The following is a 16,615-nucleotide window of genomic DNA, read 5'->3' on the forward strand; positions in this document are numbered from 1 at the left end:
TTTTTGATAAACAAACTTTTTTGCAAGCCCTCCGCTTTATGGTATAGTTTGAAAAGACGCTTTTGACTTAGATTAAGAAGTAAGGGGACAGAGACATGTTTGATGACGATGATAATAGTAAAGCAGTGCGCTGTTCGTTCTGTGGTAAAACCCAAGATCAAGTAAAAAAAATCGTTGCTGGTCCCGGTGTTTACATTTGTAATGAGTGCATTGATTTATGTGAACAAATCATTTCTGATGAGTTAAAAGAACAAGGAAATTCTGAAGCAATTCAAGTTCTAACTCCAGAAGAAATCGTAAACCGGTTAGATGATTATGTGATTGGGCAAACGGAAGCCAAAAAAACTTTGGCGGTAGCGGTTTATAATCACTATCTGCGGATTAAAGATTTAGATCGTGATGAAGCAGAGGATACTGATGGAGACGAACAAGCTTACCAGAACGTTGAATCTGATACGGAGATTCAAAAGAGTAACATTTGTATGATTGGATCCACTGGATCTGGTAAAACTTACATTGCGCAAACCTTAGCCAATATTATTAACGTTCCGTTTGCAATTGCCGATGCAACTACGCTAACTGAAGCTGGTTACGTGGGTGAAGACGTGGAAAATATCCTGTTAAAGTTATTGCAAAACGCTAACTTTGATGTAGAACGTGCTGAAAAAGGGATTATCTACATCGATGAAATTGATAAGATCGCTAAAAAGAGTGAGAATGTTTCGATTACGCGGGACGTATCTGGAGAAGGGGTACAACAGTCACTGTTAAAGATCTTAGAAGGAACGGTTGCTAACGTTCCACCTAAAGGAGGGCGGAAGAACCCCCAACAAGACTTCATTAAGGTGGATACGAAAAACATCCTCTTCATCGTGGGGGGAGCTTTTCCAGGCATCCAAGATATCGTAAAACACCGGTTGGGTGATCAAACGATTGGATTTGGTTCCAACCGACACGAGGTGATTGCGGAAAGTGACGATGACCTGATGCAGCAAGTGATTCCAGAAGACCTGATGAAATTCGGGTTGATTCCGGAATTTATTGGTCGTTTACCTATTTTAACGGAACTAAATAAACTGGATGAGGAAGATTTAGTTCGGATTTTAACGGAACCTAAAAATGCCTTGGTTAAGCAGTATCAAAAATTGTTGGCCTTACAAGGTGTGAAACTGACTTTTGAAAAACCAGCCTTACAAGAAATGGCTCAAGAAGCAATTAGTCGCAATACTGGTGCCCGAGGACTGCGGTCCATTATCGAAAGTGTTATGAGAGACATCATGTTTGCCATTCCAAGCAGAAAAGATATTGAAGAGGTCGTTGTAACCAAGGACACGGTAGTTAACCATACCGAACCGAAACTGGTGTTAAAGAAAAAAGTTAAATAACCAGCGAAAGAGGATTGAAATGAAAGTAACTGATGTGGAAATGGTCATGAGTGCCGTAGATCCCAAACAATATCCCACGACTGGCCATCCAGAAATTGGTTTTTTAGGTCGTTCCAACGTGGGGAAATCGTCGTTAACGAATGTATTGATGAATCGGAAGGATTATGCGCATACGTCAGGCCAACCTGGTAAGACGCAGACTTTAAACTTTTATGAGATTAATCACTCCATGTACTTTGTTGATGTACCAGGATATGGGTATGCCAAGGTTTCTAAAACGGAACGGGAAAAATGGGCTACGATGATTGAAACCTATTTGACGCAAAGAAAAACGTTGCGTGGTGTGATTAATTTAATTGACGGACGTCACGAACCAAGTGATTATGATTTTCAAATGCGGGACTGGTTGGACTATTACCACATTCCAGTTTTATACGTGGCCACTAAAGTCGATAAACTGGCGAAGAGCAAAATTCCCCACCAGCAACAAATGTTACGCCGAGAATTAGAATTAGATGAAGATGAGCCCCTTGTAATGTTTTCAGCCAAAACCAAGATCGGTCAGGATCAGATTGAGGCATGGATTGAACAACAGGCGCATTAAAAAATGGATCATTGGAAATTTTCCAATGATCCATTTTTTGCTTATGGGGAAGAAGCAACTAAATTTGTGATTAACAGGCCGATCAGTCAAAATCTTTCGTTTTTTACATTGCAATGAATTATTACACAAGAGTATAATAAGCTAGAATAGAACTAATTGTAATGTCCATTTTGCTGCTAGATTACAGTACTTCATTCTAAGTTAGTAAATGGGCAGGAAAAGGAAGAATCAATGGCAACAGATCGGAGAGTAGTTAAAACTAGAACCGCGATTGCTTCCAGTTTTAAACGATTGCTGGAAAGTACCGACTTAGAAAATATTACAATTAAAATGATTTGTGATGAAGCAAACATCGGGCGGAAAACGTTTTATTTACATTTTGCGGATAAATATGAATTAATGGATCAGTTTTTGAATTTCCATTTAAAACATTTATTTGCAGCTTGTCAAGGATTACAACCAGACAACGTGGAAGGAAAAGCGCTAATTTGGCTTCAATTTTTTCAAGAGAATCAACATTTTTTTGCCAGTCTCTTTAAAAGTAGTTCGTCCTACTTATTTCGGAAGAAATTTAATGATTTTACCCGCCAATCTCTAATCGATAAGAATCTTGATCTTGACTCTACGGAGGTTGATTTCATTGACTATGGCATTGACGGTTTAATGGAAGAGTTAGTAGTGGAAAATAATTTTACTGACTTACCAGTTCTAGCCCACCGAATTGCAACTATTTTAATGAAGTTTTATCACTAATTTTTGGTAAAAAGCTGGGTATGGAGCATAAAGGGGAGGCTACTAAAAAAGGATTGACTAGGTAGCAGTCAATCCTCATCTTTATTTCTGATCCTTTTTAAAGAACCGGTCGTGGCGCTTGGCTTCGGTATCCCGGTCTTCAGCATCATCTTTTTTCATATAATCACTGCGGAGGTTATCCTTGGGGTTAATCTTCGCGAATTTATTTAACATTTCGTCTAAATCGGCTTGCTTATTAATGTGTAATCCCATTTTCTTCACTCCTTTGGCCCTATGATAGCAAAAAGGGCGCTGCTTGTCATTTAGTTACTCATCTATGACTGCTATTTAGTTATACAAATCAGGTTAAATTACCTATAATTATAGGGGATATTTTGCAAAGAAAGGAGGAAATCTGATGGCCTCAGAACACATCGAAAATAAATTGAAACTACTCCCAGAAAAACCGGGAGTTTACATTATGAAAGATAAAAATGGGAAGGTAATTTACGTAGGTAAATCTAAGAATCTCAAAAACCGGGTACGTTCTTACTTTAAGAGTCGGCAGTACGGGCGCCGGGCCAAGTTAGTTGAAAACATCGCAGACTACGAAACCATCATTACCGCAACTGATAAGGAATCTTTTTTACTGGAAATTACGTTAATTCAGAAATATCGTCCGTATTATAATGTACGGCTAAAAAATGGCACGGGTGGTTATCCTTACATCAAAATTACGAACGAACGTGATCCCCGGATGTTAGTTACCAGTTACATCAAAAATGATGGAGCTTATTACTATGGTCCTTATCCCAATGTTTATGCCGCCGATGAAACGCTAAAATTTTTGCAAAAAATGTATCCGTTACGACGGTGCAATGGTTACCAGGGACGAGCATGTCTTTACTATCACATGAATCAGTGCTTGGGCGCTTGTTTTCGCAAGGTGCCAAAGTCTGAGTATCAGGAACAGATTAAGAAGATTAAATCCTTTTTGAATGGAAACGTTACGGAAGCCAAGCAGATTCTGACCAAACGGATGAACGAAGCGGCAGAAAAACTGGAATTTGAACGGGCTGCTGAAGTTAGAGATCAGCTGAATTACATTCAAGCAACCGTTGAAAAGCAAAAGATTATCTCGCACGATTACACTCAGCGCGATGTCTTTAATTTTTACGCTGACAAGGGTTGGCTTTCAATTCAGGTTTTTTACATTCGACAGGCGCGGTTGATGAAGCGGACGAAGCGCCTCTTTCCCATTTTGAGTACTCCTGAAGAAGAAATGACCAACTTCATTGTTCAATTTTATGATCAGCAGGATCAAATTCAACCCCGTGAAATTTTGGTTCCGGCTAGCATTGATACTGATGTGATTACTAAGTTAACCGGCATTCCAGCACGGACTCCGGTTCGGGGCCAAAAGCGGGCTTTACTCCGGATGGCTAAGGAAAACGCTAAGTATGTGTTAGATGAAAAGTTCCGGCTCCTTGAAATGAACCAGCGCAAGACCGTGGGTGCAGTGCGAGAATTGAGCCAGATTTTAAATCTGCCACCGGTGCACCGCATCGAAGCCTTCGACCACTCGCACATTGACGGAGCGGACTTGGTATCAGCAATGGTTGTGTTTGAAGATGGTAAACCAAATAAAAACATGTATCGAAAGTACAAGTTAAAAACGGTAACTCATGCTGATGAAGCAGCTAGTACCAGGGAGGTCATTCGGCGTCGATACACTCGGTTGTTAAAGGAACATGCAGAGCTGCCCGATCTCATTTTGATGGACGGGGGTGAGATTCAGTTAAATGCGGTTAAAGACGTGTTAGAAAATGAACTGGATCTGCACATTCCAGTGGCAGGAATGGTAAAAAATCCGAAGCATAAGACCGCAGATCTGTTGTATGGGGATAATGATCAACACGTTGATTTAAACCCACAAAGTCAGGCTTTTTATCTAGTGCAACGGATTCAAGATGAAGTCCATCGATTCGCGATTAGCTTTCATCATGACTTACACAGCAAAAATTCCATGACCTCGCGGCTCGACGGCATCAAAGGGGTGGGACCTAAGACACGTAATAAATTACTACGTAACTTTGGGTCCATGAAAAAAATTGAAGCCGCTTCTGTAGAAGAGTTACAACAACTGGGAATTTCCAAGACGGTTGCGCAGACAATTCATTATTCATTTGCAAACCAAGTGGCTGTGGGAGAACGTCCTCACGAATAATTAATAGAACGGAGAAAATATGTTTGTAGACCAAGTACAATTTAAAGTAAAAGCAGGAAAGGGTGGCGACGGAATGGTCGGTTTCCGTCGCGAAAAATATGTTCCTAAAGGGGGACCCTCTGGAGGAGATGGTGGTCACGGCGGAAACATAATCTTTAAGGTTGATTCGGGGATGAGTACCCTGATGGATTTTAAGTATAAGAAGGTCTTTAAGGCTGAAAATGGTGGTAATGGAGCTAATAAAAAGATGACGGGGGCCAGTGCCCCAGACCTGGTGATTAAGGTGCCGGAAGGAACTACCGTTTATAACCAAGCTACTGAACAGCCCATTGCTGATTTGACTGAACCAGGCCAAGAAGTAGTAATTGCAAAGGGTGGACGCGGAGGACGCGGCAACGTCCATTTTGCTACGGCTAAGAATTCCGCCCCGGAAATTGCTGAAAATGGGGAACCAGGCGAAGAACTAGAACTTAGCTTGCAGCTTCGGGTACTCGCGGACGTTGGATTAGTTGGCTTCCCTTCCGCTGGAAAATCGACCCTATTAAAGACCATTACGAATTCAAAACCAAAGGTAGCCCAGTATCACTTTACGACGTTAGTACCAAACCTTGGAATCGTGCGAAATGAAGATGGAAACGATTTTGTGATTGCTGATTTACCAGGATTGATTGAAGGAGCTTCACAAGGGGTCGGCCTTGGATTTGCGTTTTTACGTCACATTCAACGTACCCGTGTAATTTTGCACGTGGTAGATATGAGTGGGGTTGAAGGTCGAAATCCATACGATGATTATCAAAAAATCAACGCCGAACTTAAAAATTTTGATCCACAATTGCTGAAACGCCCCCAAATTATCGTGGCTAGCAAAATGGATCTGCCCGATGCTGAAACTAATCTGGCCCATTTTAAAGCTGAATTAGAAAAAAATGGGGATCAACTAGCGCAAAAGATTGACCCGATTTCTGCGGTGACTCACCAGGGGCTGACAACTCTCATCCGAGATACTGGGATGTTACTAGCCGAAACGCCGAAATTTCCGGTGGTTAGTGGTTTGGAAGAAGACGCTGCAAATGACGTGGTTTACACAGCTGCAGACGAAGCTGAAGCCCCGTTCGCGATTCATCGAGACGAGGATGGTGTCTGGGTTATTAGTGGTGCAAAAATTGAGCGGTTGTTTAAGATGACCAATCTTGATCATACCCAAAGCTTGATACGGTTTACCAGACAAATGCGTGGAATGGGCATTGACGAAGCGTTGCGGAATGTTGGAGCTCAAGATGGTGATCAAGTGCGCATTCTAGACTTTACTTTTGATTACGTAAATTAAAAAAGTAGTTAACGGAAGTTAACTACTTTTTTAACCAAGAATAAGTTGATTAGCCTGTAAGCGGTAACCAAAGAGACGTTGGGGAGTTTGTAAGGATTGAAAAAGATCTAATTCACCGGCTAATTCCTTAGTGCGAGCTTCAAATTGTTCTAGGGTAAGGGGTTTATGTGATTGTTCGCTTGTGATTAAGAACAACCGCTGTTCATGAGTTTGAAGCTCGTTGACGGGATAAAAATGCTGTGCTCTTTCAATAAAGAGAGTACGATGCGGATCGAGATCTACCGTAGAAATATTAAACTGACGGAGTTTTATAAAACCACCTTCTTTACGGATTATCAGTAAATTATAAAGTCAAAATAGAACGGACCATGATTTTTACGTTCAGATAAGCTACAATTATTATATGAGTTTTAACGTTTAAATCTAGTGATGAGTCCGAAAAGGAACGGGAAAAATATGCAGTTAGAGTTTTTTGGTACGGGGGCCGGAGTGCCCGGCAAGTTTAGGAATGTTTCCAGCGTGGTTTTGCGCCTGTTGGATGAAGCAAATGAGGTGTGGATGTTTGACTGCGGTGAGGGAACGCAACAACAAATTTTGCGATCCACGTTAAAGCCCCGTAAAATTAACAAAATTTTTATTACCCATTTACACGGGGATCATATCTTCGGATTACCAGGGTTATTGTCTAGTCGCTCTTTTCAGGGAGGCAATGATGATCTAACCATCTATGGACCAGTCGGAATTAAGCGCTATGTCCAAACTTCTTTGCAAGTTAGTCAAACGCGGCTTGCGTATCAAATTCACTATGAAGAGCTGACTAATCCGGGAGTAATTTATGAAGATGATCAGTTTACAGTGAAAGCAGAACGGCTTGATCATCAGATTGAATCCTGGGGGTATCGGGTGGAAGAACACGATCATCCAGGAGAACTAATGGTCCAAAAATTGCAAAAAGAGCATATCCCAGCCGGACCCGTTTATGGTAAGCTTAAACTGGGCGAGCAGGTAACGCTAGCGGACGGACGAACGGTTAACGGTCAAGATTTTATTGGCGAACCACAACCTGGTCGGACAGTTACCATCTTAGGAGATACTAGAAAAACTGCTAACATTGAAAAACTGGCGCAGAATGCTGATGTTTTAGTTCACGAAAGTACCTTTGGCAAGGGAGAAGCTAAACTTGCTCGAAATTACTTTCATTCCACTAACATTCAAGCCGCTCAGGTGGCCCAGCAAGCACACGTGGGACACCTATTGTTAACACACATTTCTGCTCGGTATACCGCTAAGATGGCGCGCGAGTTACAGCAGCAAGCCCGCCAAATTTTCCCCAACAGCAAAGTAGTGAAAGACTTTGATGTGGTGGATATTCCATTTCAAAAAAAGGAGTAACAGAGCATGAAAAAACAAATTGGGGTAATTACAGCGCTAATCTTAGTTATTATCGTGGCAATCTTTGTTTTAATGAACATGACCAGTACTGAGATTAACTTTGGGTTTGCAACGGTTGAATTTCCGTTAATTTTGATTATTTTGGGGAGTATGTTTGTAGGCGCCGTTTTAATGTTCCTCTTTTCCTCATTTTCAACGTTTAAAAATCGACAGGCGTCTAAAGCTGCTACTAAAGAAATTAATGATTTAAACCAACAAATTGCTTCACTTAAACAACAACTTTTAGATCAAGACCAAGAACGGTTAGCAAACCAAAAAGCAGCTGAAGTAGAACAGACTAAGCAACCGGATTCAGACCAGCAGTAAAACAAGTGAGGTAATTTGGTGTTTTCCGCAAAATTTAATTGGCAAGTAAAGCCCCAGACGGCAACTCCAGAACTGGTGGAATCATTAAGTTCTGAATTAGGTTTACCCCAGTTGACCACTCAGTTATTAATTAACCGGGGATATACAGATGCAGAGCAAATTCAACATTTTTTGCATCCCGATGAATCTGACTTATTGGATCCAATGTTATTACATGATATGGATAAAGCGGTAGAGCTGATCCAGGCTGCAATTGCTAATCAGAAACAAATTACGGTTTATGGTGATTATGATGCGGATGGGTTGACCAGCACAGCCATTTTGTATGAAACCCTTTTGGAAATGGGGGCGAACGTTGATTATTACATTCCCAATCGATTTACTGATGGGTATGGACCCAATGTTTCTGCCTTTGAAAAAATAATTGAAAATGGCACCAATTTGATTGTAACGGTTGATAACGGGGTAGCTGGAAATGAAGCCATCGCTCGAGCCCGAAAATTAAATTGTACGGTCGTGGTAACGGATCACCACGAACTGCCAGAGAAATTACCGTCGGCGGCTGCGATTGTCCACGCGGATTTAAGTCCAGAATATCCCTTTAAAGAACTATCGGGAGCAGGGATTGCGTTTAAAGTAGCGACAGCACTAACCGATGAAATTCCCCAAGAAAAATTGGATCTGGCAGCAATTGGGACCATTGCTGATATGGTTTCACTGACCGGAGAAAACCGAGCGTTAGTTCAGTTTGGCTTAAACGTGATTCACCTCACGGAACGACCCGGATTAAAAGCCTTGATTAAGCAGGCTAAATTAAACCTAGAGCAAGTGGATGAAGAAAAGATTAGTTTTCAGATTGCTCCGGCACTGAATTCAATTGGGAGAATGGGGGCGGCGACGCCAGGAATTCAACTCCTGACGACTGATGATGAGGAGCAAGCCTTAAAACTAGCCCCAAAAACCTTTAAAACCAATGAGCAACGGAAACAACTTGTAACAGAAATTACGAATCAAGCAGAACGGTTGGTTGCTGAACAAAGCACGCAACCGGTGTTAGTGCTAGTGGGCGATGACTGGCATGAAGGTGTGTTAGGAATTGTTGCCAGCCGGATTAAAGAAAAATTTCAAAAGCCAGCGATTGTAATGACCAAAACCACAAATGGATTGGTCAAAGGATCGGGACGAAGTGTTCCTGGGTTTGACCTGTTTCAGGCGCTGAGTCCCGAACGAGATTTGATGGTGGCGTTTGGGGGTCATGAAATGGCCGTGGGGTTAACGCTTTCACAAGCTAAATTAGCCGAATTTAGTGACCGACTAACCCAAGCTGCTCAGGAGCAAGGATTAGAAACTGGAAAACGAGCGGAATTAGCAATTGACTACACTATTACTCCTGATGACGTTAACCAAGCACTTTATGACAATTTACAGTTATTAAGTCCATTTGGAGTGGATAACGAAAAACCCGAATTTGCGTTTCAACCTAATTTAGTACGAGGATTAATGGCGATTGGTGCCGACAAATCCCATTTAAAATTAACGCTGATTGGGAATCAGAGCCAGGTGCATGCGATTGCCTTTGGCTGGGGAGCGCAGCTTCCTGAATTGCAGAAAATGGCAAGTAACCTGAAAGTGGCTGGAACCATTGGCAAAAATGAATTTCGTGGAAGAACCAATTTTCAGGTCATGGTGGATGACATTGAACCTGCTGGATTAGTAATTGAAGATCAGCGGACAAAAAAATTGCAACAGAAAATGTTTGCTCAGCCAGGAACGTATCTCTTTTTTAATCACAAACGGCAACGTCAATTAGCTCCATATCTGAACGAACAGGCCGAAAGCGTTTTGTTTCAAGACATTGATTTCGATCACCATTTTGATCATTTATTTGTGGTAGATTTTCCTGCTCATTTGGATGATTTACAACAAGTGGTTGAAAAGGCAGATACTCCGCTGATTACGTTATACCTCTTTAAAAAGCGACATTTACAAGCAGTGGGGATGCCAAATCGGGAACAGTATGCTAAGTTCTTTAAATTCTTGGAAAAGCAACCAACGATTGCGCTTCATAAGCAGTTAACTAAGGTTAGTCAACAATTACATTTAGACCCGCAAGCGGTTGTTTTCATGATTCAAGTATTTACCGAATTAGGTTTTGTAACGGTCAATGATGGCGTACTCACTAAGGTTGATAATCCGCCCCACCAGTCGTTGAGTTCTGCCAATTGTTACAAACAACGAGAACGTGATTTACAGTTAGAAAAGCAGTTGTTAGGGAGTACCCAGCAACAATTGTTACAATGGTTACAGTCCTTACGCATTAAAAACTAGGATTGAGGAAAGGATTTATTCATGACACTAAACTTAAAAGACTATGTGGCCAGTTATCCAGATTTTCCGGAACCAGGGATTTTGTTTCGTGATATTTCTCCCTTATTGGAAAACGGGGCAGCTTACCGACAAGCCACGAATGAGATTGTGGAGTATGCCCAAAAATTAAACGTGGACATGGTAGTGGGTCCGGAAGCCCGGGGCTTCATTGTCGGATGTCCTGTCGCTTACGATTTAAACATTGGTTTTGCGCCGGCTCGTAAGAAGGGTAAGTTACCCGGTAATACCGTCAAGGCAACGTACGGATTAGAGTATGGGGAATCATCACTATACCTGCACGATGATGCCATTAAACCAGGGCAGCGGGTTTTAGTTACGGATGACCTGCTAGCAACTGGAGGAACAATTGCTGCTACGATTCAACTAGTAGAAGATCTCGGTGGTGTAGTAGCCGGAACTGCTTTCTTTGTGGAATTAATGGAACTCAAAGGTCGGGATAAAATTAAAGATTACGACATCTTGAGTTTGATGCAGTATTAAAACCCAGTACGATTCGGTTTGCAAAACTTGTTCGTTTTGTTTATAATTGAATCGTACCATTTTGGAGAGTTGGCAGAGTGGTAATGCACCGGACTCGAAATCCGGCGAACCAAGCTTATACTTGGCGCGCAGGTTCAAATCCTGTACTCTCCTTTTTAACCCTTTTTGTTCCTGATTAAAAACGATTTGATGTCGTTCTTCGAAAGGTAAGAGTAAACTAACATGGCTCTTTGTCAAATGGTACTGATGAGTAGCTAATTTAATAAATGAGTCTAACACTAGGCGATGGAATCCTTAATTGATTCTGTCGCCTTTTGTTTATAATTTTCGTTCCAATTCATATTTTACTTTTGAAATTGGACTAATTTGATATACATGAAAAATTATCCGATTTCTGTTGCTTGGGATTTTGGTGGAATGGGATTTTTTGTTTGGGGAAAGAAAGTAGTAATCGTACTCGTTGACATTCCTTCGAAGTCAATTTGATCCACCATAAAAAAACCGGTTCTGAATTAGGAACCGGATTAAAAACTATAGTGGGCGACCCTGGGTCAAATACAAACCATAGATAGCAACCACGATTAGAAAAATAAATGCCATGGAAATTAGCTTCCAGGAAAGTTGGTGGCGCCGTTTATGGGCAAAGGCAATTTCAAGACTAGCAATTACTGCTAATCCTAACAATCCTTTGAGTAAAGTTAGCGTGGGGTGGAATTGCCAACCATGGATCATCATGATGACCCCGGTGATAATTGCGATTATGTAACAAACTCGAGCTACCATCATCGCGGTGGTGCTGAGTTTTTGATTAGAACTAAGTAGGGCAACGGTGGCCATCGTTAACAAGATGATCCAGTTAATAAAATGAATCCACATTACGAGCATGATTAACCTCCTTTGTTTTCTCCTCATTCATTTTAACAAACCGCTCCGATTTTAATTATTGCTTGTTAAAGTTTGAACTGGACTTGGATTGCTTTTCCAATGATTTGACCTGGATTATGCCGGTTAATAATAATGGGCTGAAACTCAGGGCTAGGATTATCTGGCATTAAAATCACCTGATCGTCTTGGTATTGAACCCGTTTTAAAGTTGTTTCGTTTTCATTAAGTAAGATAGCTGCAATGTCACCATTTTCTACTTGAAATTGTTGATGGATTAACACAAACGCTCCATTTGGAATCGTCGGAGCCATTGATTCACCGCGACATTTGAGATAAAAATTAGTGCCCATGGGAAGACCTGCTTTTGGAGTGGGTAAGTAGTCCTCGATATTTTCTTGCGCAATGATGGGAGTTCCACAAGCAATTTCTCCTAAGACTGGAATTGATACTAATGGATGGGAATCATAGGCTTTAAATTCAGATTGTTGTGACTGTAAGCCGGCCATTTGAAAAATTTCTCCCACCGGAACGCGAAGGCCCTTAGCCAGTTTCTCTAATGTTATTGGTTTAGGGATATTAACTAACCCATTTTCAATTTGGGAAAGGTAAGAATTGGACATTTGGGCCTGAAGCGCAGTTTGACGTACAGAAAAGCCACGCTGATGCCGTAATTCCTTAATTTGTTGCCCAAATTTTTTATTTTTATCATTCATTGTGATTAAATCACCTTCTCTGCTCATTCAGTATAACAAGAATAGCATAATATTATTATAAAAATAAAAAGGTTCAAATGAAAACTGATTGAAAAACAGAAACGCTATGCTATAGTAAATAATAATGATTTCATTGTGAAAGGCGGAATTTGAGATGCTGAGTTTACGTTTAAAGGATGCAGAAGCAGTCCGAAGAGAAATTTCGTTGCGGGGTGATTCAATTAACAGTTTCGCTCGAAAGATTAATTCTAATCCAGGTTACATTGGTAAAGTATTGGATGGTAAACGGGATCCGTATCCACCGCTAGCCAAGAAAATTGCTGATGGATTGGGGATGGACATTCGGGATCTTTTTTTTGTGGTTGATGGTCGAAAAAGGGAAACGAAACGTAAATAAATTTTAAAGCCAAAAACGATGTCAGGATGATATCGTTTTTTGATTTACAGAGCTTTGCTCATAAATTCGCTAATTAAGCAACCAAACGGATTATTACCGAATGAAATAAAGGCTTATTGCGCCGTTATAGTAGCGTTTTCTTCCAATATTTCGCTTTTTTCCGAAAACTCGTAAAAAACGATTGAATTTTGTGAAAAGTATCATATACTTAGTATTGTGAATATTTAAGAAAAAGGAGCTTTACAACTCATGAAAAAGGAAAAGAATGGTCTATTCGGCTTTATTAGTCGAATTGATGACTTTAAAATTGACGGGATTGGGTTAGCAGTTTATGCCCTCTTAGCCGTCATTTTAGTCATTGTGGTTGCTTTAAACGTGCTACCGCAAGGAATATTTGGGGCGCTGTTTGTCATGGTAATCATGGGAAACATCTTCTATTGGTTGGGTGCCCACCTGCCGATCTTTAAGAGTTATTTAGGTGGGGGAGCAGTGTTTGCCCTGTTTGCCCCTGCTTTGTTAGGAATCGTGGGTGTGATTCCAAAGACCGTAATTAAAACGGTTGATAGCTTTATGTCAAGTACAGGATTCATTGACTTCTTCATTATTTCTTTAATCGTGGGAGCCATTTTAGGAATGAACCGGAGCATGTTATTAAAAGCTTCCGTTCGTTTTCTCCCCGTGGCTTTCCTGTCAATGGCGGTTGCCTTTGTGGCAGTTGGGCTCATGTCCATGTTAATTGGAAAAGGCTTCCGTTACGGAGCTTTGTACGTAGCCTTTCCCGTCATGGGTGGAGGAATTGGTGCTGGAGCAATTCCACTTTCTAAGATTTACCACGAAGCTTTTGGGGGAAGTACTGACTTTCTTTCCATGCTACTTCCAGCAGTTATCTTGGGGAACGTGTTTGCCATTATTGGTGCCGGATTGATTAGTAAGCTCTTTGCTAATAGTAAAGGAAATGGACACGGCAAGATGTTGCCTGGTAATTTTGATGATGTTTCTAAAGAAAGCGTCACAATTACCTACCAAAAGATGGGAGTCGGCTTAATGATTGCCGCTGCTTTCTTAATGATTGGGCTAACGTTAAACCACTTTATCCCAATGGTAAACGAATATGCCTTTATCATTTTACTGGTTATTATTTTCAAGGCCTGCGGTTGGATTCCTAAGTACTATGAAGAATCAGCTGTAACCTTCAGTAACTCGATTACGAAGAACTTAACGCATGCCTTACTGGCTGGAGTTGGGTTAACTAAGTTAGATTTACCGGTTCTAGGGCACTCCTTAACTTGGCAATTCGTGGTGTTGGTATTGACGAGTGTTATCGTCATCGCCTTGGCTGCTGCCATTATCGGGAAACTCTTTGGACTTTACCCAGTTGAATCTGCCATTACAGCTGGATTGGTTAATAACTCCATGGGTGGAACTGGAAACATTTCTGTTTTGGCTGCCTGTGATCGAATGAACCTGATTGGTTTTGCTCAAATGGGGAATCGACTTGGAGGGGCAATTATGCTAGTCGCCGCCGGGATTTACATCTCGATTTTTGGTTAGTAATGGCATTGCATTAATAATAGATACGAAAAAAAGTAGCTCTCGTTAACGAGAGCTACTTTTTTTAAATTAAACTATTGATTAATGGCAAAGGTTTGAGTTCCAACGTTAGTTCCATCAATTTGTTGGTTGGAATTTTGATCGATGGCATTTTGATTAATTCCTTGGCTAGCGTTAATTGAAATGGCATCTTTGTCATTACTTAACTTATAAACCACGGAACTTTTGACCGTTTGACCCTTAGCAATTGTTTCGTCTGGATTGTTTGGGAGGGAATCATCGCTAAATTTCGTTTTAGCTAACTCCTGTTTGTTTTGTGTAACTTTCATGTTAGAATCCCAAGCCTGCATTGCAGTCATTTCATGATTAGATTTATTTTTAACCTGGTAGATAAATGCAACCATGGATGGGGTTGATTCGTTTGGTTGCTTAATGGTTTTAACTCCCTTAATTCGAATCGTTTTATCATTTAGCTGTGCCACGTTGTTACGAAACGAAGGTTGCTGGGAGGTAGTTTTGCTGGTAGTATTTTTGGGTTTAGATTGACTGTGATTACTGCTGGAACAGCCTGCCAGAGTTAAAGTACAAACGGCAGCTAATCCGAGGATAATTTGTTTTTTCACGATGAAAACTCCTTTTAGATAGGTTAGATGTACCTTTATTGTACAATATTTCACGAGAATAATAAACGGAGCAAAATAGTGGACAAATGGTCCCAGCTTATTTATAATTAATACAAACTGGTTGTTGATGGGAATCAATTAAGCAGCGAACAATAGATTTCATTGAGGAGGATTTAAGCATATGAAAGTAGCAGTAGTTGGATCATCTCACGGTGGTTACGAAGCGGTCCGCGGAGTTTTACAACAGTTTCCTGATGCTCACATTGATTGGTACGAAAAGGGTGACTTTATTTCGTTCCTGTCCTGTGGGATGGAATTATACCTCCAAGGAGTGGTCAAGGACGTTAACTCAGTTAGTTACGCTACCATTCCAGAAATGGAAGATAAGGGTGTCCACGTTCACATCAATTCAGAAGTAACGAACATTGATCCAGATGGACACAAGTTAACGGTGGTTGACGTGCAAAACGGCCAAGAAACTAGCGCCGATTATGACAAGTTAATCCTGAGCGTTGGAGCAGTTCCATTCAAGTTACCTGTTCCAGGTAAAGAACTACAAAACATTTACGCAATGCGTGGTCGAGATTGGGCAATTAAGTTACGTGAAGCTGAAGTTAAACCTGACATTAAGAACGTAACGGTGGTTGGTTCTGGTTACATTGGAATCGAAGCTGCAGAATCCTTTGCTAAGGCTGGAAAGCACGTTACGATTGTTGACATGAACCCTACCATTTTGGGAACTTATCTTGATACGGAATTCACTGAAATTCTTGAAGAAGAATTAAAGGCCAATGACGTTGACTTACGTTTAAGCCAATCCGTAAAGGAATACGTTGGTAATTCTGATAACAAAGTTACCTCAGTTATTTCAACAACCGGTGAAAGCTGGGACGCTGACCTAGTTGTTGAAACTGCCGGAATTCGTCCTGCCACTAAATGGTTAGCCGGAATCGTTGATCTAGATGACCACGGCATGATTAAGACAGATGAATACCAACAAACTAGTCAACCAGATATCTTTGCTGTTGGTGATTCAACTGAAATTGAATTTGCACCAACTGGGAAGAAACAATTAATCGCGTTGGCCTCAAACGCACGGCGCCAAGGTCGTTCTGCTGCTGCAAACCTTGAAGGACACAAACGCAAAACCACTGCTGTTTCTGGTTCATCAGCTCTCCACGTCTTTAGCTACAAGTTTGCTTCAACCGGAGTGAAGGACGTTACTGCTAAAGGATTAGGCGTTGACGTTGACTCTGTCTTCGTTACTGATACTAAAGTTCCTCCGTTTGTTCCTGCTGAACACAACGCTGAAGTCTTCTTCAAGTTGACTTACGATCCAAAGACCAGAGTGGTAATGGGAGCTCAAATCATGTCTAAAATGGACACGACTGCTAACATTAATGCAATTTCATTAGCCATTCAACAACACATGACGGTTGATGACTTAGCATATGCTGACTTCTTCTTCCAACCAGGTTTCGACCGGCCATGGAACATTATGAACGTGGCTGCACAAAAAGCCGAACAAAAATTAGATAAATAGGA

General features: G+C 41.0%; 17 protein-coding genes and 1 tRNA gene. 13 read left to right on the plus strand and 5 right to left on the minus strand.

The annotated features are described in order from the left end of the window. Positions 1-95 precede the first annotated feature (95 nt). The 3 genes from clpX to M3M39_RS04055 all read left to right on the plus strand — a co-directional run bounded on the left by clpX (position 96) and on the right by M3M39_RS04055 (position 2,742). Positions 96-1,385: an ATP-dependent Clp protease ATP-binding subunit ClpX gene (gene clpX / locus M3M39_RS04045; protein ID WP_252796599.1), complete on the plus strand. Its 1,290-nt coding sequence runs from the start codon at positions 96-98 to the stop codon at positions 1,383-1,385. Between the two features lie 19 nt (positions 1,386-1,404). Then, a complete protein-coding gene (gene yihA / locus M3M39_RS04050) occupies positions 1,405-1,989 on the plus strand; it encodes a ribosome biogenesis GTP-binding protein YihA/YsxC (RefSeq protein ID WP_252796600.1) in 585 nt (194 codons plus the stop codon). Between the two features lie 231 nt (positions 1,990-2,220). After that, entirely contained in the window at positions 2,221-2,742 is a 522-nt protein-coding gene (locus tag M3M39_RS04055; protein WP_252796601.1) for a TetR/AcrR family transcriptional regulator, read from the plus strand. Between the two features lie 81 nt (positions 2,743-2,823). Here the strand turns inward: M3M39_RS04055 and M3M39_RS04060 are convergent, their stop codons facing one another. After that, positions 2,824-2,994: an SPJ_0845 family protein gene (locus M3M39_RS04060; protein WP_252796602.1), complete on the minus strand. Its 171-nt coding sequence runs from the start codon at positions 2,992-2,994 to the stop codon at positions 2,824-2,826. Between the two features lie 145 nt (positions 2,995-3,139). Between M3M39_RS04060 and uvrC the strand changes: the two genes are divergently transcribed. Together uvrC and obgE are read left to right on the plus strand one after the other, a co-directional pair. Further along, a complete protein-coding gene (gene uvrC, locus M3M39_RS04065; RefSeq protein ID WP_252796603.1) occupies positions 3,140-4,948 on the plus strand; it encodes an excinuclease ABC subunit UvrC in 1,809 nt (602 codons plus the stop codon). 19 nt (positions 4,949-4,967) lie between these two features. Then, positions 4,968-6,275 (plus strand): GTPase ObgE, encoded by a 1,308-nt coding sequence (gene obgE / locus M3M39_RS04070; RefSeq protein ID WP_252796604.1) that lies wholly within the window; start codon positions 4,968-4,970, stop codon positions 6,273-6,275. 30 nt (positions 6,276-6,305) lie between these two features. Here the strand turns inward: obgE and M3M39_RS04075 are convergent, their stop codons facing one another. Next, entirely contained in the window at positions 6,306-6,470 is a 165-nt protein-coding gene (locus M3M39_RS04075; protein WP_252796605.1) for a hypothetical protein, read from the minus strand. A 261-nt stretch (positions 6,471-6,731) separates the two neighbouring features. On the opposite strand from M3M39_RS04075, the gene rnz reads away from it, so the two are divergent. From rnz to M3M39_RS04100, 5 genes are all read left to right on the plus strand, one after another. Then, entirely contained in the window at positions 6,732-7,667 is a 936-nt protein-coding gene (rnz, locus tag M3M39_RS04080; protein ID WP_252796606.1) for a ribonuclease Z, read from the plus strand. A gap of 6 nt (positions 7,668-7,673) precedes the next feature. Continuing rightward, entirely contained in the window at positions 7,674-8,033 is a 360-nt protein-coding gene (locus tag M3M39_RS04085; protein WP_252796607.1) for a LapA family protein, read from the plus strand. An 18-nt stretch (positions 8,034-8,051) separates the two neighbouring features. Further along, positions 8,052-10,361, plus strand: coding sequence for a single-stranded-DNA-specific exonuclease RecJ (recJ, locus tag M3M39_RS04090; RefSeq protein WP_252796608.1), 2,310 nt, complete (start codon positions 8,052-8,054; stop codon positions 10,359-10,361). A gap of 21 nt (positions 10,362-10,382) precedes the next feature. After that, positions 10,383-10,901 carry an adenine phosphoribosyltransferase gene (locus M3M39_RS04095; RefSeq protein ID WP_252796609.1) on the plus strand — a complete coding sequence of 173 codons (519 nt, stop codon included), beginning with the start codon at positions 10,383-10,385 and terminating at the stop codon, positions 10,899-10,901. Positions 10,902-10,964: 63 nt separating this feature from the next. Beyond that, a tRNA-Ser gene (locus tag M3M39_RS04100) sits at positions 10,965-11,054 on the plus strand. Between the two features lie 378 nt (positions 11,055-11,432). Here M3M39_RS04100 and M3M39_RS04105 read toward each other — a convergent pair. Both M3M39_RS04105 and M3M39_RS04110 read right to left on the minus strand, forming a co-directional pair. Next, positions 11,433-11,786: a DUF1516 family protein gene (locus tag M3M39_RS04105; RefSeq protein WP_252796610.1), complete on the minus strand. Its 354-nt coding sequence runs from the start codon at positions 11,784-11,786 to the stop codon at positions 11,433-11,435. 65 nt (positions 11,787-11,851) lie between these two features. Further along, positions 11,852-12,499 carry a LexA family protein gene (locus M3M39_RS04110; protein ID WP_252796611.1) on the minus strand — a complete coding sequence of 216 codons (648 nt, stop codon included), beginning with the start codon at positions 12,497-12,499 and terminating at the stop codon, positions 11,852-11,854. Positions 12,500-12,653: 154 nt separating this feature from the next. On the opposite strand from M3M39_RS04110, the gene M3M39_RS04115 reads away from it, so the two are divergent. Continuing rightward, positions 12,654-12,896, plus strand: coding sequence for a helix-turn-helix domain-containing protein (locus tag M3M39_RS04115; RefSeq protein ID WP_252796612.1), 243 nt, complete (start codon positions 12,654-12,656; stop codon positions 12,894-12,896). Positions 12,897-13,145: 249 nt separating this feature from the next. Then, positions 13,146-14,447, plus strand: a complete 1,302-nt coding sequence (locus tag M3M39_RS04120) for a 2-hydroxycarboxylate transporter family protein (protein WP_252796613.1) — start codon at positions 13,146-13,148, stop codon at positions 14,445-14,447. Positions 14,448-14,521: 74 nt separating this feature from the next. Here M3M39_RS04120 and M3M39_RS04125 read toward each other — a convergent pair whose 3' ends face one another. Continuing rightward, the gene (locus M3M39_RS04125) at positions 14,522-15,070 is read right to left on the minus strand and encodes a DUF5067 domain-containing protein (protein WP_252796614.1); all 549 of its coding nucleotides are present in this window, start codon (positions 15,068-15,070) and stop codon (positions 14,522-14,524) included. 181 nt (positions 15,071-15,251) lie between these two features. Between M3M39_RS04125 and M3M39_RS04130 the strand changes: the two genes are divergently transcribed. After that, positions 15,252-16,613 (plus strand): FAD-dependent oxidoreductase, encoded by a 1,362-nt coding sequence (locus M3M39_RS04130; RefSeq protein WP_252796615.1) that lies wholly within the window; start codon positions 15,252-15,254, stop codon positions 16,611-16,613. Positions 16,614-16,615: the final 2 nt, after the last annotated feature.

The organism is Fructilactobacillus hinvesii (assembly GCF_024029435.1).
Lineage (GTDB): Bacteria > Bacillota > Bacilli > Lactobacillales > Lactobacillaceae > Fructilactobacillus > Fructilactobacillus hinvesii.